We start from the raw sequence: 19,916 nt of genomic DNA on the forward strand, positions 1-19,916 counted from the left end.
GGCTTACCAATTAAGAAGGGAGGAAAACATAATGCCTACTATTAACCAATTAGTTCGCAAACCTCGTCAGTCTAAATCAACAAAATCAAAATCACCAGCACTTAACAAAGGCTACAACAGCTTCAAAAAAGTGCACACTAACTTGTCTTCTCCACAAAAACGTGGTGTATGTACTCGTGTTGGTACAATGACTCCGAAAAAACCGAACTCCGCATTGCGTAAATATGCACGTGTTCGCTTGACTAACGGAATCGAGGTTACTGCTTACATTCCTGGTATCGGACACAACCTTCAAGAGCACAGTGTCGTGCTTATCCGTGGAGGACGTGTAAAAGATTTACCAGGGGTACGTTATCACATCGTACGTGGTGCTCTTGATACAGCTGGTGTTGACGGTCGTATGCAAGGACGTTCTAAATACGGAACTAAGCGCCCTAAAGCTAAAAAATAATAAAACTACCATATTCATTTCTCGTTGAAAGGAGGAAATCCCATGCCACGTAAAGGCCCTGTAGCAAAAAGAGACGTTTTACCTGATCCGATTTACAATTCTAAATTGGTTACTCGTCTGATCAACAAAATCATGATCGACGGTAAGCGAGGTAAAGCACAAAAGAAACTATACGCAGCGTTTGATCTAATCGCAGAACGCAGCGGTAAAGATGCAATGGAAGTATTCGATGCAGCTTTGAAAAATATCATGCCGGTATTGGAAGTAAAAGCTCGTCGTGTAGGTGGTTCAAACTACCAAGTTCCTGTTGAGGTTCGTCCGGAGCGTCGTACGACTCTAGGACTTCGCTGGTTAGTAAACTATTCCCGTTCTCGCGGTGAGAAAACGATGGAAGAGCGTCTAGCTAACGAAATCCTTGATGCAGCGAACAACACTGGTGCTTCTGTTAAGAAGCGTGAAGATACACATAAGATGGCTGAAGCGAACAAAGCGTTTGCTCACTATCGCTGGTAATCCGACCAACACATTAATTTTTATATTAGGAAGGAGAAAGACCACATGGCAAGAGAGTTCTCCTTAGAAAACACTCGTAATATCGGTATCATGGCTCACATCGATGCCGGTAAAACAACTGCTACTGAGCGTATCCTATTCTATACTGGTCGTATCCATAAGATTGGAGAAACTCACGAAGGTGCTTCTCAAATGGACTGGATGGAGCAGGAGCAAGAGCGTGGAATCACGATCACATCTGCTGCGACAACAGCTCAATGGAAAGGCCATCGTATCAACATCATCGATACACCGGGACACGTAGACTTCACTGTTGAAGTTGAGCGTTCACTTCGTGTACTTGATGGTGCTGTAGCGGTACTTGATGCTCAATCTGGTGTTGAGCCTCAAACTGAAACAGTTTGGCGCCAAGCTACTACTTACGGGGTTCCTCGTGTAGTATTCGTCAACAAGATGGATAAAATCGGTGCTGACTTCATTTACTCTGTAGGAACACTTCATGATCGCCTTGGTGCGAATGCTCATCCTATCCAGCTTCCAATCGGAGCTGAAGATGACTTCGAAGGTATCATCGACCTAGTAGAAATGAAAGCTTACTACTACGAAGATGATCTTGGAACTCGCGCTGAAGACCGTGAAATTCCTGATGAGTACAAAGATCAAGCCGACGAATACCGTGCCAAGTTGATTGAAGCGGTATCTGAACTTGATGAAGAGCTCATGATGAAATACCTTGAAGGTGAAGAACTGACAAACGAAGAATTGAAAACAGCGATTCGTAACGCTACGCTAACTGTTGAATTCTATCCGGTTGTCTGCGGATCTGCCTTCAAAAACAAAGGTGTTCAATTGTTGATTGACGCCGTTATCGATTACCTTCCAGCTCCTACTGACGTAGCTGACATCAAAGGTTTCGTTCCAGATACTGAAGAAGAAGTGACTCGTCCATCAAGCGACGAAGCACCATTCTCAGCACTAGCGTTCAAAGTAGCAACCGACCCTTATGTTGGTAAGCTTACTTTCTTCCGTGTATACTCTGGTGTCCTTGAGTCAGGTTCATACGTACGAAACTCTTCTAAAGGCAAGCGTGAGCGTGTAGGACGTATCCTGCAAATGCATGCGAACAGCCGTGAAGAAATTTCTAAAGTATATGCTGGAGATATCGCAGCTGCAGTTGGTCTTAAAGATACTAGTACTGGTGACACACTATGTGATGAGAAGAGCCTTGTTATCCTCGAATCCATGGTATTCCCAGAGCCGGTTATCTCACTATCTGTTGAGCCTAAGTCAAAGGCTGACCAAGATAAGATGACTACTGCACTTCAAAAACTACAAGAGGAAGATCCGACATTCCGTGCGCATACTGACCAGGAAACTGGACAAGTAATCATCGCCGGTATGGGTGAGCTTCACTTGGACATCATCGTTGACCGTATGCGTCGCGAGTTCAAAGTAGAAGCAAACGTAGGAGCTCCTCAAGTATCTTACCGTGAAACGTTCCGCGATACAGCGCGCGTTGAAGGTAAGTTCGCACGTCAATCTGGTGGACGCGGTCAATTCGGACACGTTTGGATCGAGTTTGCACCTAACGAAGAAGGTAAAGGTTTCGAATTCGAGAACGGAATCGTCGGTGGTGTTGTTCCACGTGAATACATCCCTGCTGTTCAAGCTGGTCTTGAAGACGCTCTTGATAACGGAGTACTTGCTGGATTCCCATTGGTTGATGTTAAAGCGAAACTATTCGACGGATCATACCATGACGTTGACTCCTCTGAAATGGCGTTCAAAATCGCCGCTTCAATGGCCCTTAAGAATGCGGCTTCTAAATGTAAGCCAGTCATCCTTGAGCCAATGATGAAGGTAGAGGTTGTTATCCCTGAGGAATACCTTGGAGATATCATGGGTGACGTTACTTCCCGTCGTGGACGCGTAGAAGGTATGGAAGCACGCGGTAACGCTCAAGTCGTTAAAGCGTTCGTACCTCTATCAGAAATGTTTGGTTATGCAACGTCCCTACGTTCTAATACACAAGGGCGCGGAACATACTCCATGCACTTCGACCACTACGAAGAAGTACCTAAGTCAATCTCTGAAGAGATCATCAAAAAAAATAAAGGCGAATAATTGATTTATTCTTTTCAATAAAGTATAAATACATTTGTAAGCTTTACTTGTCCCGGAAGTGGAGTCATCCACTTCTGGACTAAATGAATAAACCAATTTTCTTTCAAACTAAAGGAGGATTTTCAAATGGGTAAGGAAAAATTTGATCGTTCCAAGCAACATGCGAATATCGGTACAATCGGTCACGTTGACCATGGTAAAACAACTCTAACTGCTGCAATCACAACTACTCTTCACAAGAAGTATGGTCGTGGAACTGCAATGGCTTATGACCAAATCGATGGTGCTCCAGAAGAAAGAGAGCGTGGAATCACAATCTCTACAGCACACGTTGAGTACGAAACTGATACTCGTCACTATGCACACGTTGACTGCCCAGGACATGCTGACTATGTTAAAAACATGATCACTGGTGCTGCTCAAATGGATGGTGGGATCCTAGTAGTTTCTGCTGCTGACGGCCCAATGCCACAAACTCGTGAGCACATCCTTCTTTCTCGTCAAGTAGGTGTACCTTACCTTGTTGTATTCATGAACAAATGTGACATGGTAGATGACGAAGAACTTCTTGAACTAGTTGAAATGGAAGTTCGTGACCTTCTTTCTGAGTATGACTTCCCTGGTGATGACATTCCAGTAATCAAAGGTTCTGCTCTTAAAGCTCTTGAAGGAGATGCTGAGTGGGAAGCTAAAATCTTCGAACTTATGGAAGCTGTAGATTCTTACATCCCAACTCCAGAGCGTGACACTGAAAAACCATTCATGATGCCAGTTGAGGACGTATTCTCAATCACTGGTCGTGGTACAGTTGCTACTGGTCGTGTTGAGCGTGGACAAGTTAAAGTCGGTGACGAAGTTGAAATCATCGGTATTGCTGAAGAGAACAAAAAGACTACTGTAACAGGTGTTGAAATGTTCCGTAAGCTTCTTGACTATGCTGAAGCTGGTGACAACATCGGTGCCCTTCTTCGTGGTGTAGCACGTGAAGACATCCAACGTGGACAAGTACTTGCTAAACCAGGTACAATCACTCCACACACTAACTTCAAAGCTGAAGTTTATGTTCTTTCAAAAGAAGAGGGTGGACGTCACACTCCATTCTTCACTAACTACCGCCCACAGTTCTACTTCCGTACAACTGACGTAACTGGTATCTGTAACCTTCCTGAAGGCGTAGAAATGGTTATGCCTGGCGACAACATCGAAATGACTGTTGAGCTAATCGCGCCAATCGCGATCGAAGAAGGTACTAAGTTCTCTATCCGTGAGGGTGGACGTACAGTTGGAGCTGGCGTTGTAGCTTCAATCCAAAAATAATTGATTCACTTTGAAGCCAGATGGATATCCTCCATCTGGTTTTTTATTATGCCTTTAAGCAGAATGCTCAACCAGCATATGAGTTTCTTCTATATAACAGTGTCGATGATCTAGATGCGATTGAATCAAATGGATGGATCTCTCTTTTAAATATTGTGAAAATACCGTGTGGACTTGAAAACATCATGATTCGTTTGTATAATAGAGAAAGTGTGCAAAACCTATAGAAGTTGCAAGAAACCCTTGCATTCCGTGGGTATTTTAGTTATAATAGACAATGTTGGTCTTTGACTGCGATGAAACAGAAGGTTGCTGACACACCCGGCCGCTTTGCCATGGCGAGTGTGTGGGAAATTTCTGTGGAGAATGTCTATTTAAAAATAGGCGAAAAAGGAGGGAAAATAATGGCAAAACAAAAGATTCGTATCCGTTTGAAGGCTTATGATCACAGGATTCTTGATCAATCAGCTGAGAAGATTGTTGAAACAGCAAAACGTTCTGGTGCGGCGGTTTCAGGACCGATCCCACTTCCAACAGAGAAGTCTATTTACACAATTCTTCGTGCTGTGCACAAATACAAGGACTCTCGTGAGCAATTCGAAATGCGTACACACAAACGCTTAATCGACATTGTAAACCCAACACCACAAACAGTTGATGCGCTTATGCGTTTGGACTTACCGTCTGGTGTAGATATCGAAATCAAACTTTAAAACATAAAACACATAATCACAGGAGGTGTGACTAATGACCAAAGGAATCTTAGGAAGAAAGATCGGTATGACTCAAGTTTTCGCTGAGAACGGTGATCTTATCCCTGTAACGGTAATCGAGGCAGCTCAAAACGTTGTTCTTCAAAAGAAATCTATCGAAGTTGATGGCTATGAAGCGATCCAAGTAGGTTTTGAAGACAAACGCGAAAAGCTTTCCAACAAGCCGGAAAAGGGCCACGTTGCTAAAGCTGAAACTGCTCCTAAGCGCTTCATCCGTGAAATCCGCGGTGTAAACGTAGAAGAGTACGAAGTTGGTCAGGAAGTCAAAGTTGATATTTTCGCTGCAGGAGATGTAGTGGATGTAACAGGAGTTTCAAAAGGTAAAGGATTCCAAGGTGCGATCAAGCGTCATAACCAATCTCGTGGACCAATGTCCCACGGTAGCCGTTATCACCGTCGCCCAGGTTCAATGGGTCCAGTTGATCCAAACCGCGTATTCAAAGGTAAATTGCTACCAGGACGTATGGGTGGAGAACAAATCACGATTCAAAACCTTGAAATCGTAAAAGTAGATGCTGAGCGCAACTTGCTTCTAGTGAAAGGTAATGTACCTGGACCTAAGAAACAATTGATCAAAGTAAAATCTGCTGTAAAAGCAAACTAATAGAACTTTCTAAGAAAGGAGGAAACAAGAATGCCGAAAGTAGCATTATTTAACCAAAGCGGTTCTAAAGTTGGTGATATCGAACTTAACGAATCAGTATTTGGTATCGAACCAAACAAACAAGTATTGTTTGAAGCAGTCTTGATGCAAAGAGCTTCTTTACGTCAAGGAAATCACAAAGTTAAAAATCGTTCTGAAGTACGTGGCGGTGGTCGTAAGCCTTGGCGTCAAAAAGGAACAGGTCGTGCTCGTCAAGGGTCAATCCGTTCTCCACAATGGCGCGGTGGTGGTGCCGTATTTGGACCGGTTCCACGCAGCTACAGCTACAAACTTCCTAAGAAGGTTCGTCGCTTAGCGATTAAATCTGCTCTTTCTACTAAAGTGGTAGAAGAAAACATCCTAGTGTTGGAAGCATTGTCATTCGATGCACCAAAAACGAAAGAATTTGCAAACGTACTGAAAGGTCTTTCAATCAACGCCAAAACATTGGTAGTGACTGATGGTCTTGACGAAAACGTAGCACTTTCAGCTCGTAACATCCCTGGCGTAACAGTTGTTACTGCTTCTGGAATCAGCGTTCTAGACGTATTGGGACATGACAAACTAGTGATGACTAAATCAGCTGTTGAAAAAGTAGAGGAGGTGCTCGCATAATGGATGCACGTGATATCATTAAGCGCCCCGTAATTACAGAGGCTTCAACTGATCTTATGTCTGAAAAAAAATATACTTTCGAAGTAGATACTAGAGCGACTAAAACTCAAGTAAAATACGCTGTCGAAGAAATCTTCGATGTGAAAGTAGATAAAGTCAACATCATGAACTACAAAGGTAAGTTCAAGCGTATGGGTAAACACGCTGGTTACACTAACAAGCGTCGTAAAGCTGTCGTTAAACTTACAACTGAAAGCAACGAAATCGAATTCTTTGAAGTATAATTCATTCAATTAAGAAGAGGAGGGAAAAAACATGGCGATTAAAAAGTATAAACCTACCTCTAATGGTCGTCGCGGCATGACTAGCTCTGATTTCGCAGAGATCACTACTGATTCTCCTGAAAAATCACTTCTAGCGCCCCTGCACAAAAAGGGTGGTCGTAACAACCAAGGTAAGTTAACAGTTCGTCATCAAGGCGGCGGTCACAAGCGTCAATACCGTATCATCGACTTCAAACGTGAAAAAGATGGTATACCTGGACGCGTTGCTACGATCGAATACGATCCAAACCGCTCTGCTAACATTGCACTAATCAACTACGCTGATGGTGAAAAGCGTTACATCCTGGCTCCTAAAACTTTGGTTGTAGGTATGGAAGTAATGTCTGGATCTGAAGCAGATATCAAAGTGGGTAACGCACTTCCACTTATCAACATCCCTGTTGGTACAATCGTACACAACATCGAGCTTAAACCTGGTAAAGGCGGTCAGCTTGTACGTTCTGCAGGTACTTCTGCACAAGTTCTTGGTAAAGAAGGCAAATACGTACTTGTTCGTTTGAACTCTGGTGAAACTCGCATGATCCTTTCTGCTTGTCGTGCTACTGTAGGTCAAGTTGGAAATGAACAACACGAATTGATCAACATCGGTAAAGCCGGTCGTTCACGCTGGTTAGGCAAGCGCCCAACTGTCCGTGGTTCTGTAATGAACCCTAATGATCACCCACACGGTGGTGGTGAAGGACGCGCTCCTATCGGACGTAAATCACCAATGTCTCCTTGGGGCAAACCGACTCTTGGATACAAAACACGTAAGAAAAACAATAAATCTGATAAATTTATCGTGCGTAGCCGCAAAAAATAACGGGATTGTACTACGGTTCGATCAAAGAGCCGTAGACCAATCACGAAGGGAGGTTCAACCATGGGTCGTAGCTTAAAAAAAGGACCTTTTGTTGATGATCATTTGATTAACAAGATCGAAAAATTGAACGAAACTGAAGGCAAACAAGTTGTTAAAACTTGGTCTCGTCGTTCAACGATTTTCCCAGCATTCATCGGTCACACTATCGCAGTTTACGATGGTCGTAAACATGTACCTGTATACGTCACTGAAGACATGGTAGGTCACAAGCTTGGCGAATTCGCGCCATCACGTACTTACAAAGGTCACGGTAGTGACGATAAGAAAACAAGACGCTAAAATTGAGGGGAGGGTATCCTAATGCAAGCAAAAGCTGTTGCAAGAACAGTACGTATTGCTCCTCGTAAAGTACGTTTAGTCGTTGATCTAATCCGAGGTAAGCAAGTTGGAGAAGCAGTTGCGATTCTTAATCACACGCCTAAGGCAGCTTCACCAGTAATCGAGAAAGTACTTAAATCTGCTATCGCAAACGCAGAGCATAACTATGACATGGACATCAACAGCCTTGTAGTAACTGAGGCTTATGTAAATGAAGGACCAACGCTTAAACGTTTCCGTCCTCGTGCGATGGGTCGTGCAAGCCAAATCAACAAACGTACAAGTCACATTACACTTGTAGTATCAGAAAAGAAGGAGGGATAAGCTGTGGGTCAAAAAGTACATCCGGTCGGACTCCGTGTCGGTGTAATTCGTGATTGGGAATCTAAATGGTACGCAGATAAAGATTACGCTAATCTATTACACGAAGACATCAAAGTCCGTGAATATATTGCTAAACGCTTAGTAGACGCTTCTGTTTCTAAAGTAGAAATCGAACGCGCTGCAAACCGAATCAACATTACAATTCATACGGCTAAACCAGGTATGGTTATCGGTAAAGGTGGTACTGAAGTTGAAGCTCTTCGTAAAGCACTTAACGAGCTTACTGCTAAACGTGTACACATCAATATCGTTGAAATCAAACGTGCAGACGTTGATGCGAAACTAGTCGCTGAAAACATCGCTCGTCAACTTGAAAACCGTGTTTCTTTCCGTCGTGCTCAAAAGCAAACGATCCAACGTGCAATGCGTGCTGGCGCTAAAGGAATCAAAACTCAAGTATCTGGCCGTCTTGGCGGAGCTGATATCGCTCGTGCTGAACACTACAGTGAAGGTACTGTTCCACTTCATACACTTCGTGCTGACATCGACTATGCTCATGCAGAAGCTGACACAACTTACGGTAAACTTGGTGTCAAAGTATGGATCTACCGTGGAGAAGTTCTTCCTACAAAGAAGAAATCTGAGGAAGGAGGCAAATAATTATGTTATTACCTAAACGCGTTAAACATCGCCGCGAACACCGTGGTAAAATGCGTGGTCGCGCAAAAGGCGGTCAGGAAGTAGCATTCGGTGAATACGGTCTTCAAGCTACTGAAGCTTCATGGATCACAAACCGCCAAATCGAATCCGCTCGTATCGCTATGACTCGTTACATGAAACGTGGCGGTAAAGTTTGGATTAAAATCTTCCCTCATAAGCCTTACACTGCAAAACCTCTAGAAGTACGGATGGGTTCCGGTAAAGGTGCTCCTGAAGGCTGGGTAGCAGTCGTAAAACCTGGGAAAATCTTGTTCGAAATTGCTGGTGTATCTGAAGAGGTTGCTCGTGAAGCACTTCGTCTTGCAGCGCACAAGCTTCCAATCAAATGCAAGTTTGTAAAACGAGAAGAAATTGGTGGTGAATCCAATGAAAACTAATGAAATTCGTGACCTAACCACTGCCGAAATTGAACAAAAAGTAAAGACCCTTAAAGAAGAGCTATTCAACCTTCGCTTCCAACTTGCGACTGGCCAACTTGAGAACACTGCTCGTATCAGCCAAGTCCGCAAAGGAATCGCTCGTATGAAAACTGTCATCCGTGAAAGAGAGATCGGGGTTAACAATTAATTTGAGAGGAGGTTTGCTTAAATGAGTGACCGCAACCAACGTAAGGTTTACACTGGCCGTGTTGTTTCCGATAAAATGGACAAAACAGTAACGGTTATGGTAGAAACTTACAAAAAGCATTCTCTATACGGCAAGCGCGTAAAGTACTCTAAGAAGTTCAAAACTCATGATGAGAACAACGAAGCAAAAATCGGCGACATCGTACGCATCATGGAGACTCGCCCACTATCTGCTACAAAACGTTTCCGTTTAGTAGAAGTTGTTGAGAAAGCAGTTATTATCTAATACAGTTCGGATAGTTTTTATTCCGAAGGGAGGTTACCTACATGATTCAACAAGAATCACGTTTGAAAGTTGCTGACAACTCTGGTGCACGTGAAGTGCTAACCATTAAAGTGCTTGGTGGATCTGGACGCAAAACGGCTAACATCGGTGATGTTATCGTGTGTACAGTAAAACAAGCAACACCAGGTGGCGTTGTTAAAAAAGGTGAAGTAGTCAAAGCAGTTGTCGTACGTACTAAGTCTGGTGTGCGCCGTCAAGATGGAACATACATCAAGTTCGATGAGAACGCATGTGTGATCATCCGTGACGACAAAGGACCACGTGGTACTCGTATCTTCGGACCAGTTGCCCGTGAACTACGCGACAGCAACTTCATGAAAATTGTTTCTCTAGCTCCAGAAGTTCTTTAATAGATTACCATTGGGCCATTCAAGGAGGTGCGATGAAATGCATGTAAAAAAAGGCGATAAAGTAATGGTTATTACCGGGAAAGACAAAGGCAAAACAGGTGTTGTTCTTGCTGCATTCCCTAAAAAAGACCGTGTACTGGTTGAAGGAATCAACGTTGTGAAAAAACACGCGAAACCTTCACAGATGAACCCACAAGGTGGAATCATCAGTCAGGAAGCTTCTGTTCACGTATCGAACGTTATGATCTTGGATCCTAAGACGAACGAACCGACTCGTGTAGGCTACAAAACAGAAGACGGCAAAAAAGTACGTGTTGCAAAAAAATCAGGTGAAGTTCTTCCACTTAACAACGATAAAGATAACTAAGAAGGGAGGTATTCTGTATGAACCGCCTAAAAGAAAAATTCCAAAAAGAAATCAGCCCGGCTTTAGTAAGCAAATTCAATTACAAATCAGTAATGGAAGTGCCTAAAGTTGAGAAAATCGTTGTCAACATGGGTGTCGGCGATGCTGTACAAAACTCAAAATCTCTTGACGTAGCAGTTGATGAGTTGATGCAAATCACTGGTCAAAAACCAGTTGTAACTAAAGCTAAAAAATCAATCGCAGGTTTCCGTCTTCGTGAAGGTATGCCAATCGGTGCGAAAGTAACTCTTCGCGGCGAGCGCATGTACCAATTCCTAGACAAATTGATTTCTGTTTCACTTCCACGTGTACGTGACTTCCGTGGTGTTTCTAAAAAAGCATTCGACGGTCGCGGTAACTACACTCTTGGAGTTAAAGAGCAATTGATTTTCCCTGAGATCGATTATGATAAAGTGTCTAAAGTACGCGGTATGGATATCGTTATCGTAACTACTGCAAACACAGACGAAGAAGCTCGTGAATTATTGACACAAATCGGAATGCCATTCCAAAAGTAAGGGAGGCGAAATCGTGGCTAAAAAATCAATGATTGCGAAACAAAAACGTACTCCAAAGCATAATGTTCAAGCGTACACACGTTGTGAGCGTTGCGGACGTCCTCATTCAGTCATCCGTAAATTCAAGCTTTGCCGTATTTGTTTCCGTGAACTTGCATACAAGGGTCAGATTCCTGGCGTTAAGAAAGCTAGTTGGTAAAACCCTATATTGGGAAGGAGGTAAATTATTATGACAATGACAGATCCAATTGCAGATTTGCTTACTCGCATCCGTAATGCGAACATGGTTCGTCACGAAAGACTAGAAGTTCCTGCTTCTAACATCAAGAAAGAAATCGCTGAAATCCTTAAACGTGAAGGTTTCGTACGTGATGTAGAATACGTGGAAGACAACAAACAAGGTCTTATCCGTATCTTCTTGAAATACGGAAGCAACAACGAACGTGTAATCACTGGATTGAAGCGTATCTCTAAACCTGGTTTACGTGTATATGCAAAATCTACAGAAGTACCTAAAGTTCTTAACGGACTGGGTATCGCGCTTGTATCAACTTCTCAAGGTGTCTTGACTGACAAAGAAGCCCGCGCTAAACAAGTTGGCGGAGAAGTACTAGCTTACGTTTGGTAATATTTTTTAAACGAATGGAGGTGCAACAGGATGTCACGTGTAGGTAAACTACCAATCGAAATTCCATCTGATGTTACAATTACAGTAGCTGAGAACAATCTCGTCACTGTAAAAGGACCTAAAGGGGAACTTTCTCGTACATTCAATTCAGATATTAAAGTAGAAGTAGAAGGGACAACTGCTACAGTTACCCGTCCTTCTGATGCTAAAGAACACCGCGCGCTTCACGGTACAACTCGTGCTTTGATCGCGAACATGGTTGAAGGTGTCTCTAAAGGATTCCAACGCAACCTAGAGCTAGTCGGTGTTGGTTACCGTGCTCAAAAACAAGGTACGAAACTTGTGCTTAACGTTGGTTACTCTCACCCAGTTGAGATCGAACCAGAACAAGGCATCGAGATCGAAGTACCAGCAAACACTAAGATTTCCATCAAAGGAATCGACAAAGAACGCGTTGGCGCATTAGCTGCTAACATCCGTGCAGTACGTTCTCCTGAGCCTTACAAAGGAAAAGGTATTCGCTACGAAGGCGAATATGTTCGTCGTAAAGAAGGTAAAACAGGTAAATAATGCCGCGTAGGCTAAAGAAAGGAGTGACCGTAGGTGATTACTAAGCCAGATAAGAACAAAACACGTAAGAAAAGACATGCCCGTGTCCGTTCAAAAATTACTGGAACTGAAACTCGTCCTCGTCTGAACGTTTTCCGTTCTAATAAAAATATCTACGCTCAACTTATCGATGATACTAATGGTGTAACTCTAGTGAGTGCATCTTCTCAAGATAAAGATTTCGGAACTGAAGCAACTGCAACTGTTGAAGCAGCAGCGAAAGTTGGAGAACTAGTTGCGAAAAAAGCTGTAGAAAAAGGCCTTAAATCAGTGGTATTCGACCGTGGTGGATATCTATACCATGGCCGCGTTAAAGCTTTGGCTGAAGCAGCTCGTGAAAACGGCCTAGAATTTTAATAAAAAGGAGGGACAATCCAGATGAGTCGTATTGATTCAAGCAAACTCGAATTTGAAGAACGCGTAGTTACAATCAATCGTGTTGCGAAAGTTGTTAAAGGTGGACGTCGTTTCCGCTTTGCTGCTCTAGTAGTAGTAGGTGACAAAAACGGCCATGTTGGCTTCGGAACTGGTAAAGCGCAAGAGGTACCAGATGCAATCCGTAAAGCGATTGAAGATGCGAAGAAAAATCTAATCGAAGTTCCTATGGTAGGTGGAACTACACCTCACCAAGTTACTGGTCAGTTTGGCGCAGGACAAATCCTGATCAAGCCAGCTTCTGCCGGTACTGGAATCATCGCTGGTGGACCTGTCCGTGCGGTACTGGAGTTGGCTGGTGTTCAAGATATCCTTTCTAAGTCATTGGGATCTAACACTCCAATCAACATGGTTCGCGCAACAATCCAAGGTCTTACACAACTTAAGCGTGCTGAAGACGTAGCAAAACTACGTGGTAAATCAGTAGAAGAGATCTTAGGTTAAGGGAGGGATAACGATGGCTAATAAACTAGAAATTACCCTCACTCGCAGCATCATTGGCCGTCCTCAAGATCAACGTAAAACTGTTGAAGCTTTGGGACTTCGCAAAATGCATCAAACAGTCGAGCAACAAGATAATGCTGCAATCCGCGGCATGATCAACAAGGTTTCTCACCTTGTGACTGTAACTGAAAAATAATTCCTAACGTTTATAAAGAAGGAGGTGCCGACATGAAATTACATGAATTACAATCTGCAGAAGGTTCTCGTAAAGTCCGTAACCGTGTAGGACGTGGTATTGGTTCAGGTAATGGTAAGACATCTGGTAAAGGTCATAAAGGACAAAACGCCCGTTCAGGCGGTGGAACTCGTCCTGGCTTCGAAGGTGGTCAAACTCCATTATTCCAACGTCTTCCTAAACGTGGATTCACGAACATCAATCGTAAAGAGTATGCAATCGTCAACCTTGACGCATTAAATCGCTTCGAAGATGGTACAGAAGTTACTCCAGCCCTACTAGTTGAAACTGGTGTGGTAAGTAACGAAAAAGCAGGAATCAAGATTCTTGGTAAAGGTTCAATCGAGAAAAAGCTTACTGTTAAAGCAACTAAATTCTCAACCACTGCTAAAGAAGCTATCGAAGCTGCTGGCGGTACAACCGAGGTGATCTAATGTTTCGAACTGTCTCCAATTTTATGCGCGTGGGTGATATAAGAAATAAAATTATCTTCACCCTTCTAATGTTAATTGTCTTTCGTCTTGGTACCTTTATCCCGGTACCAAACGTAGACGCTGAAGTATTGAAAATGCAAGACCAGGCGGGGCTCCTCGGATTCCTGAATACGTTTGGTGGCGGTGCACTTCAGAACTTCTCGATCTTCGCGATGGGGATCATGCCGTATATCACGGCTTCCATCATCGTACAGCTCCTGCAAATGGATGTTGTTCCGAAGTTTACGGAATGGTCGAAGCAAGGCGAAGTGGGTCGTCGTAAATTAGCCCAGTTCACACGATATTTCACCATCATCTTAGGTTTTATTCAAGCTTTCGGTATGTCCTATGGCTTCAATAGAATCTATGGTGGGATGCTCATTCAAAGCCCGGGACCAAGTACGTACCTTCTTATTGCGTTAGTATTGACGGCCGGTACGGCTTTTCTTATGTGGTTGGGTGAACAAATCACGGCTAAAGGTGTTGGAAATGGTATTTCGATCCTGATCTTTGCAGGTATCGTCGCAGCCATCCCGAACACTGTAAACCAAATCTATGCACAACAAATCGAAGGTGCTGGTGAACAGCTCTTCCTTCGCATTGTGGTTCTTGCACTTCTTGTTTTGGCAGTCATTGCAATCGTAGTTGGAGTAGTGTTCATTCAACAAGCACTTCGTAAAATTCCGATTCAATATGCAAAACGTTTAGTGGGGCGTAGTCCGGTTGGTGGACAGTCAACGCATATCCCATTGAAGGTGAATGCTGCGGGTGTTATTCCGGTAATCTTTGCGATTTCCTTTATCATCACTCCACAGACGATCTCATCCTTCTTTGGAAACAACAATGTGACAGATACGATTCAATACATCTTTGATTATACGAAACCAGTCGGAATGATCATTTATGTGGCGTTGATCGTCGCATTTACGTATTTCTATGCTTTCATTCAAGTCAATCCGGAGCAAATGTCCGAGAACTTGAAGAAGCAGGGTGGTTACATCCCGGGTATCAGACCAGGGAAGAACACACAGGAATATCTCACTCGCGTTCTGTATCGTCTAACAATTGTAGGTGCCGCCTTCCTTGCCATCATTGCAGTTTTACCGGTATTCTTCATTAATTTTGCAGGATTGCCGCAGTCGGCTCAAATCGGCGGAACAAGCTTACTCATCGTAGTAGGTGTTGCGCTTGAGACGATGAAACAACTGGAATCTCAGCTTGTGAAGCGTCACTACAAAGGATTCATCAAATAAGAGGGTTTTCGGGAACATTCTGTTCCTGAAGCCGTTTTATAGACAATTAGGGGGAGTTCGAGTGAATATAGTTCTAATGGGCTTACCAGGTGCAGGAAAAGGCACTCAAGCTGAAAAGATCGTAGAAAAGTATGGTATCCCCCATATTTCTACCGGTGACATGTTCCGTGCAGCCATCAAGGGAGGCACAGAGCTAGGTTTGAAGGCTAAATCTTTCATGGACAATGGTGATTTGGTACCTGATGAGGTAACGATCGGCATCGTCGGTGAACGTTTAAGCAAAGAGGACTGCAATAAGGGCTTCTTACTGGACGGGTTTCCTAGAACGGTTGCTCAAGCAGAAGCACTTGAGAACATCCTAGCTGATCTTGGTAAAAAAATGAATTATGTCATTAACATCGACGTAGATAAAGACATCCTGATGGAGCGTTTGACAGGTCGCAGGATCTGCAGAGAGTGCGGCGCTACGTATCATCTTGTCTTTAATCCACCGAAAGAAGAAGGTGTTTGCACACGCTGTGGAGGCGAACTCTACCAACGTGCCGATGATAACGAAGAAACGGTTCAAAACCGTCTTGACGTCAACATCAAGCAAACTCAACCACTGCTTTCATACTACGAAGATAAAGGGTATCTCAAGAATATCAACGGTCAACAAGACATCAACTTGGTGTTTGCTGACATCGATGAACTTCTCGGAGGCCTTTCATAATGATCATCTGCAAAACTCCGAGGGAGATTGAGATCATGCGCCATGCTGGCAAGATCGTGGCTTTGACTCATGCGGAATTGCAAAAACATATTTCTCCGGGAATATCGACGAAGGAATTGGATGCAATCGCTGAGAAATTCATTCGTAAACATGATGCAATTCCATCTTTTAAAGGGTATAATGGGTTTCGTGGCAGCATCTGTGCCTCAGTGAATAATGAACTTGTTCACGGGATTCCAGGGGATCGCGTCCTTAAGAATGGCGATATTATCAGTCTCGATATCGGGGCGAAATATCAAGGCTATCATGGGGATTCAGCTTGGACTTATCCTGTTGGGACAATAGATGATGAAACTCAAAAGCTTCTCGATGTAACAGAGGAATCACTTTTTCTGGGACTGAAAGAGGCGAAGCCAGGCGAACGTTTGTCGAATATCTCTCATAGTATACAAACTTTTGTGGAGGCCAATGGCTTTTCAATCGTTCGTGAGTATGTGGGACACGGTGTTGGTCAAGACTTACATGAGGACCCGCAAATCCCTCATTATGGACCGCCAAACAAAGGTCCGCGTCTGAAGCCTGGCATGGTACTGGCAATTGAACCGATGGTAAACGCAGGAAGCCGATATGTGAAGACACTTTCGGATAACTGGACTGTTGTCACAGTTGATGATAAAATGTGTGCGCACTTTGAACACACCATTGCAATTACTGAAGAAGGCTATGAGATTTTGACGAAAGCCTGAGTGAAGGTGATTGGATTGATCGAGTCAGAATCAACGATACCGAGGATCGGCCAAATCGTTCAGGTCCTTACTGGAAATGAACGTGGAAGCTACTCGATCGTTGTTCAGCAATTGGATGAACGTTTTGTACTCATCGCAGATGGAGATAAAAGAAGGTTCGACCGCCCAAAACGGAAGAACATCCGGCATCTTCAAATGTGTGACCATGTTTCTCCAGAAGTTCATAACAGTATGATGGAAACAGGCAGAGTGACGAACGGTAAACTGCGCCATGCAGTTTCGAAGTTTGTAGAAGAAATAAGCGAGAAGAAGGGAGACGCGTTCAATGGCAAAAGATGATGTAATTGAAGTTGAAGGTAAAGTACTAGAAACTTTGCCGAATGCTACTTTTAAAGTAGAATTAGAAAATGGTCATACCATTCATGCTCATGTATCAGGGAAGATCCGTATGCACTTCATCCGTATCCTGCCTGGTGATAAGGTGACTGTCGAACTTTCACCATATGACTTGACTAAAGGTAGAATCACTTATCGTTACAAATAATCTATTGCACTCCGTACTATCAAGGAGGTTAGAATAAGATGAAAGTCAGACCATCTGTAAAACCTATCTGCGAAAAATGCAAAGTCATCCGCAGAAAAGGAAAAGTCATGGTTATCTGTGAAAACCCTAAACACAAACAAAAACAAGGCTAAACTTAAAGGAGGTGCGAATCACTATGGCACGTATTGCTGGTGTAGACATTCCACGTGACAAACGTGTTGTCATTTCATTAACATACATCTATGGAATTGGTAAAAACACTGCTGCTAAAATCTTGGCTGAAGCCGGTGTATCAGAAGATACTCGCGTTCGCGATCTTACTGAGGACGAACTTGGTAAAATCCGTGATATCGTCGACAAATTGAAAGTTGAGGGTGACCTTCGTCGTGAAATCTCACTCAACATCAAACGTCTGATGGAAATCGGTTCTTATCGCGGTCTTCGTCACCGTCGTGGACTACCTGTTCGTGGTCAACATACGAAGAACAATGCACGTACACGTAAAGGTCCTCGTAAAACTGTAGCTAACAAGAAAAAATAATAGGTAAAGGAGGTTACTTCTTAGTATGGCACGTAAACAAAACACTCGTAAACGTCGTGTGAAAAAGAATATCGAAGCCGGTATTGCTCACATCCGTTCTACATTCAATAACACAATCGTAACTATTACTGATGTTCACGGAAACGCTGTTGCATGGTCAAGTGCAGGTTCACTAGGATTCAGAGGATCTCGTAAATCTACACCATTCGCAGCACAAATGGCTGCTGAAACAGCTGCTAAAGCTTCTCAGGAACACGGTTTGAAAACTCTCGAAGTAACAGTTAAAGGTCCTGGTGCTGGTCGTGAAGCTGCAATCCGTGCGCTTCAAGCTGCAGGTCTTGAAGTTACTGCAATCAGAGACGTCACTCCAGTTCCTCATAATGGATGCCGTCCGCCAAAACGTCGCCGCGTTTAATTTCTCTGTATAAATTTTGTATCGTTGTCTATAATGGGTTATGATACAAAATGTTCAGAAAAGTAACCAGTTGTTGGTGCACAATAGGGAACGTAAACAAGGGGAATTTCGGACTTTAGACCGGAGTTCGACGTTTTGAAGGAGGGTAAATATTAATGATCGAAATTGAAAAGCCAAAAATTGAAACGGTTGAGATCAGCGATGATGCCACATATGGAAAGTTCGTCGTAGAACCACTTGAGCGTGGATATGGTACAACTTTGGGTAACTCCTTACGTCGTATCCTACTATCGTCACTCCCAGGTGCCGCTGTCACATCTATTCAAATAGATGGAGTACTGCATGAGTTTTCAACAATTGAAGGCGTCGTAGAGGATGTAACATCCATCATTTTGAATATCAAAAAGCTGGCGTTGAAGATCTACTCTGATGAAGAGAAGACGTTGGAAATTGATGTGCAGGGTGAAGGCGTCGTTACGGCTGCTGATATTACTCACGATAGTGATGTTGAAGTGTTAAACCCCGATTTACACATCGCGACATTATCGAAAAGTGGTCATTTCCGTGTGCGTCTAAGCGCAGCTCGCGGACGTGGTTACCGACCTGCAGATCAAAACAAGCGTGAAGATCTTCCAATTGGCGTGATCCCAATCGATTCTATTTACACTCCAGTATCTCGCGTTAACTATCAGGTGGAGAATACGCGTGTCGGTCAAATGACCAACTACGATAAACTTTCCCTTGATGTATGGACTGATGGAAGTATTGGACCTAAGGAAGCTATTTCTTTGGGAGCTAAGATTCTGACAGAACATCTTAATATTTTCGTTGGCCTTACAGATGAGGCGCAGAACGCTGAAATCATGGTTGAAAAAGAAGAGGATCAAAAAGAGAAAGTTCTTGAGATGACTATCGAAGAATTGGATCTTTCCGTTCGCTCTTACAACTGCTTGAAGCGTGCTGGAATCAACACTGTGCAAGAACTTGCTAACAAAACTGAAGAAGATATGATGAAAGTACGGAATCTTGGACGTAAATCCCTTGAAGAGGTCAAAGTTAAACTTGAAGACCTTGGACTTGGATTGCGTAAAGACGACTGATCAACTTCTTTCTATAGATAGACTCAACAAAGGAGGGAACCCTTAATGGCTTACAGAAAGTTAGGACGTACAAGTGCTCAACGTAAAGCAATGCTACGTGATTTAGCTACAGACCTAATCATCAACGAGCGCATCGAAACAACTGAAACTCGTGCGAAAGAACTTCGTTCGGTTGTGGAGAAAATGATCACTCTAGGTAAACGCGGTGATCTTCATGCTCGTCGCCAAGCAGGTGCATACATTCGTAAAGAAGTTGCTAACGCTGAAACTAACCAAGATGCTCTTCAAAAGTTGTTCGCTGACATCGCTCCACGCTACACAGAGCGCCAAGGTGGATATACTCGCATCATGAAGGTTGGTCCTCGTCGCGGTGACGGTGCTCCAATGGCAATCATCGAATTAGTTTAATAATTCGTGACGACTAACATTAAGGGCGGGACAGTTAATCCTTAACTGTTCTTTGCCCTTTTTGTATAAGTGCATGTCGATGAAAAGCAGAGCGTTACGATGAGCAGCTCAGGCTGACTCGTCTAGCTCGTGCACCCCTTCCAACTTCTATAGGCATAGAAGCTGTTCAATGGATTGAACAAG

35 protein-coding genes are annotated in these 19,916 nt (G+C 43.4%); all 35 read left to right on the forward strand.

The annotated features are described in order from the left end of the window. Positions 1-31: 31 nt before the first annotated feature. On the forward strand, positions 32-451 hold the full coding sequence (rpsL, locus tag K6T23_RS00745) for a 30S ribosomal protein S12 (RefSeq protein ID WP_048007604.1): 420 nt from the start codon (positions 32-34) through the stop codon (positions 449-451). Positions 452-493: 42 nt separating this feature from the next. Further along, positions 494-964 carry a 30S ribosomal protein S7 gene (gene rpsG, locus K6T23_RS00750; protein WP_048007605.1) on the forward strand — a complete coding sequence of 157 codons (471 nt, stop codon included), beginning with the start codon at positions 494-496 and terminating at the stop codon, positions 962-964. A gap of 45 nt (positions 965-1,009) precedes the next feature. Next, a complete protein-coding gene (fusA, locus tag K6T23_RS00755) occupies positions 1,010-3,088 on the forward strand; it encodes an elongation factor G (RefSeq protein ID WP_053429953.1) in 2,079 nt (692 codons plus the stop codon). Between the two features lie 126 nt (positions 3,089-3,214). Then, positions 3,215-4,405 (forward strand): elongation factor Tu, encoded by a 1,191-nt coding sequence (gene tuf, locus K6T23_RS00760; protein WP_053429952.1) that lies wholly within the window; start codon positions 3,215-3,217, stop codon positions 4,403-4,405. A gap of 404 nt (positions 4,406-4,809) precedes the next feature. Further along, positions 4,810-5,118: a 30S ribosomal protein S10 gene (gene rpsJ / locus K6T23_RS00765; protein ID WP_034676072.1), complete on the forward strand. Its 309-nt coding sequence runs from the start codon at positions 4,810-4,812 to the stop codon at positions 5,116-5,118. Positions 5,119-5,152: 34 nt separating this feature from the next. Continuing rightward, positions 5,153-5,782 (forward strand): 50S ribosomal protein L3, encoded by a 630-nt coding sequence (gene rplC, locus K6T23_RS00770; RefSeq protein WP_048007608.1) that lies wholly within the window; start codon positions 5,153-5,155, stop codon positions 5,780-5,782. A gap of 30 nt (positions 5,783-5,812) precedes the next feature. After that, the gene (gene rplD / locus K6T23_RS00775) at positions 5,813-6,436 is read left to right on the forward strand and encodes a 50S ribosomal protein L4 (RefSeq protein WP_053429951.1); all 624 of its coding nucleotides are present in this window, start codon (positions 5,813-5,815) and stop codon (positions 6,434-6,436) included. Further along, positions 6,436-6,720 (forward strand): 50S ribosomal protein L23, encoded by a 285-nt coding sequence (rplW, locus tag K6T23_RS00780; protein ID WP_048007610.1) that lies wholly within the window; start codon positions 6,436-6,438, stop codon positions 6,718-6,720. The genes rplD and rplW overlap by 1 nt, the downstream gene beginning before the upstream one ends. Positions 6,721-6,751: 31 nt before the next feature. Beyond that, positions 6,752-7,582 (forward strand): 50S ribosomal protein L2, encoded by an 831-nt coding sequence (gene rplB / locus K6T23_RS00785; protein ID WP_053429950.1) that lies wholly within the window; start codon positions 6,752-6,754, stop codon positions 7,580-7,582. A 60-nt stretch (positions 7,583-7,642) separates the two neighbouring features. Further along, on the forward strand, positions 7,643-7,921 hold the full coding sequence (rpsS, locus tag K6T23_RS00790; protein ID WP_048007612.1) for a 30S ribosomal protein S19: 279 nt from the start codon (positions 7,643-7,645) through the stop codon (positions 7,919-7,921). 21 nt (positions 7,922-7,942) lie between these two features. Beyond that, on the forward strand, positions 7,943-8,284 hold the full coding sequence (rplV, locus tag K6T23_RS00795; RefSeq protein ID WP_048007613.1) for a 50S ribosomal protein L22: 342 nt from the start codon (positions 7,943-7,945) through the stop codon (positions 8,282-8,284). Between the two features lie 3 nt (positions 8,285-8,287). Then, positions 8,288-8,944 (forward strand): 30S ribosomal protein S3, encoded by a 657-nt coding sequence (rpsC, locus tag K6T23_RS00800; protein ID WP_048007614.1) that lies wholly within the window; start codon positions 8,288-8,290, stop codon positions 8,942-8,944. 2 nt (positions 8,945-8,946) lie between these two features. Next, positions 8,947-9,381 carry a 50S ribosomal protein L16 gene (rplP, locus tag K6T23_RS00805; protein ID WP_053429949.1) on the forward strand — a complete coding sequence of 145 codons (435 nt, stop codon included), beginning with the start codon at positions 8,947-8,949 and terminating at the stop codon, positions 9,379-9,381. Further along, complete coding sequence (gene rpmC / locus K6T23_RS00810; protein WP_048007616.1) at positions 9,371-9,571, forward strand: 50S ribosomal protein L29; 201 nt, start codon at positions 9,371-9,373, stop codon at positions 9,569-9,571. The genes rplP and rpmC overlap by 11 nt, the downstream gene beginning before the upstream one ends. Before the next feature lie 21 nt (positions 9,572-9,592). Then, complete coding sequence (rpsQ, locus tag K6T23_RS00815; protein ID WP_053429948.1) at positions 9,593-9,856, forward strand: 30S ribosomal protein S17; 264 nt, start codon at positions 9,593-9,595, stop codon at positions 9,854-9,856. 41 nt (positions 9,857-9,897) lie between these two features. Continuing rightward, complete coding sequence (gene rplN, locus K6T23_RS00820; RefSeq protein WP_053429947.1) at positions 9,898-10,266, forward strand: 50S ribosomal protein L14; 369 nt, start codon at positions 9,898-9,900, stop codon at positions 10,264-10,266. Between the two features lie 37 nt (positions 10,267-10,303). Beyond that, positions 10,304-10,633: a 50S ribosomal protein L24 gene (rplX, locus tag K6T23_RS00825; protein ID WP_048007617.1), complete on the forward strand. Its 330-nt coding sequence runs from the start codon at positions 10,304-10,306 to the stop codon at positions 10,631-10,633. Positions 10,634-10,650: 17 nt separating this feature from the next. After that, positions 10,651-11,190: a 50S ribosomal protein L5 gene (gene rplE / locus K6T23_RS00830; protein ID WP_048007618.1), complete on the forward strand. Its 540-nt coding sequence runs from the start codon at positions 10,651-10,653 to the stop codon at positions 11,188-11,190. A 13-nt stretch (positions 11,191-11,203) separates the two neighbouring features. Next, the gene (locus K6T23_RS00835) at positions 11,204-11,389 is read left to right on the forward strand and encodes a type Z 30S ribosomal protein S14 (protein ID WP_010191505.1); all 186 of its coding nucleotides are present in this window, start codon (positions 11,204-11,206) and stop codon (positions 11,387-11,389) included. A gap of 30 nt (positions 11,390-11,419) precedes the next feature. Further along, entirely contained in the window at positions 11,420-11,818 is a 399-nt protein-coding gene (gene rpsH / locus K6T23_RS00840; protein WP_048007619.1) for a 30S ribosomal protein S8, read from the forward strand. A 30-nt stretch (positions 11,819-11,848) separates the two neighbouring features. Beyond that, the gene (gene rplF / locus K6T23_RS00845) at positions 11,849-12,388 is read left to right on the forward strand and encodes a 50S ribosomal protein L6 (protein WP_048007620.1); all 540 of its coding nucleotides are present in this window, start codon (positions 11,849-11,851) and stop codon (positions 12,386-12,388) included. Positions 12,389-12,421: 33 nt separating this feature from the next. Then, positions 12,422-12,784, forward strand: coding sequence for a 50S ribosomal protein L18 (gene rplR, locus K6T23_RS00850; RefSeq protein ID WP_048007621.1), 363 nt, complete (start codon positions 12,422-12,424; stop codon positions 12,782-12,784). Between the two features lie 21 nt (positions 12,785-12,805). After that, positions 12,806-13,306 carry a 30S ribosomal protein S5 gene (rpsE, locus tag K6T23_RS00855; protein WP_048007622.1) on the forward strand — a complete coding sequence of 167 codons (501 nt, stop codon included), beginning with the start codon at positions 12,806-12,808 and terminating at the stop codon, positions 13,304-13,306. Between the two features lie 13 nt (positions 13,307-13,319). Beyond that, positions 13,320-13,502 carry a 50S ribosomal protein L30 gene (gene rpmD, locus K6T23_RS00860; RefSeq protein ID WP_048007623.1) on the forward strand — a complete coding sequence of 61 codons (183 nt, stop codon included), beginning with the start codon at positions 13,320-13,322 and terminating at the stop codon, positions 13,500-13,502. A 32-nt stretch (positions 13,503-13,534) separates the two neighbouring features. Then, positions 13,535-13,975 (forward strand): 50S ribosomal protein L15, encoded by a 441-nt coding sequence (gene rplO, locus K6T23_RS00865; RefSeq protein ID WP_048007624.1) that lies wholly within the window; start codon positions 13,535-13,537, stop codon positions 13,973-13,975. Then, on the forward strand, positions 13,975-15,267 hold the full coding sequence (gene secY / locus K6T23_RS00870) for a preprotein translocase subunit SecY (RefSeq protein WP_048007625.1): 1,293 nt from the start codon (positions 13,975-13,977) through the stop codon (positions 15,265-15,267). Before rplO ends, secY begins: the two co-directional genes overlap by 1 nt. A 61-nt stretch (positions 15,268-15,328) precedes the next feature. Continuing rightward, positions 15,329-15,979 (forward strand): adenylate kinase, encoded by a 651-nt coding sequence (locus tag K6T23_RS00875; protein ID WP_056541791.1) that lies wholly within the window; start codon positions 15,329-15,331, stop codon positions 15,977-15,979. Then, positions 15,979-16,725, forward strand: a complete 747-nt coding sequence (gene map, locus K6T23_RS00880; protein ID WP_053429945.1) for a type I methionyl aminopeptidase — start codon at positions 15,979-15,981, stop codon at positions 16,723-16,725. The genes K6T23_RS00875 and map overlap by 1 nt, the downstream gene beginning before the upstream one ends. Before the next feature lie 15 nt (positions 16,726-16,740). After that, complete coding sequence (locus K6T23_RS00885) at positions 16,741-17,064, forward strand: KOW domain-containing RNA-binding protein (RefSeq protein WP_218247767.1); 324 nt, start codon at positions 16,741-16,743, stop codon at positions 17,062-17,064. Beyond that, entirely contained in the window at positions 17,051-17,269 is a 219-nt protein-coding gene (infA, locus tag K6T23_RS00890; protein ID WP_048007628.1) for a translation initiation factor IF-1, read from the forward strand. Before K6T23_RS00885 ends, infA begins: the two co-directional genes overlap by 14 nt. A gap of 38 nt (positions 17,270-17,307) precedes the next feature. Further along, complete coding sequence (gene rpmJ, locus K6T23_RS00895; protein WP_003156543.1) at positions 17,308-17,421, forward strand: 50S ribosomal protein L36; 114 nt, start codon at positions 17,308-17,310, stop codon at positions 17,419-17,421. Between the two features lie 23 nt (positions 17,422-17,444). Further along, the gene (gene rpsM / locus K6T23_RS00900) at positions 17,445-17,810 is read left to right on the forward strand and encodes a 30S ribosomal protein S13 (protein WP_048007629.1); all 366 of its coding nucleotides are present in this window, start codon (positions 17,445-17,447) and stop codon (positions 17,808-17,810) included. 25 nt (positions 17,811-17,835) lie between these two features. Continuing rightward, complete coding sequence (rpsK, locus tag K6T23_RS00905; RefSeq protein ID WP_048007630.1) at positions 17,836-18,225, forward strand: 30S ribosomal protein S11; 390 nt, start codon at positions 17,836-17,838, stop codon at positions 18,223-18,225. Positions 18,226-18,380: 155 nt separating this feature from the next. Beyond that, entirely contained in the window at positions 18,381-19,325 is a 945-nt protein-coding gene (locus K6T23_RS00910) for a DNA-directed RNA polymerase subunit alpha (protein ID WP_048007631.1), read from the forward strand. Between the two features lie 45 nt (positions 19,326-19,370). Continuing rightward, on the forward strand, positions 19,371-19,733 hold the full coding sequence (rplQ, locus tag K6T23_RS00915) for a 50S ribosomal protein L17 (RefSeq protein WP_048007632.1): 363 nt from the start codon (positions 19,371-19,373) through the stop codon (positions 19,731-19,733). Positions 19,734-19,916 lie beyond the last annotated feature (183 nt).

The sequence above is a fragment of the Rossellomorea marisflavi genome (genome assembly GCF_022170785.1).
Classification (GTDB): Bacteria; Bacillota; Bacilli; order Bacillales; family Bacillaceae_B; genus Rossellomorea; species Rossellomorea marisflavi_B.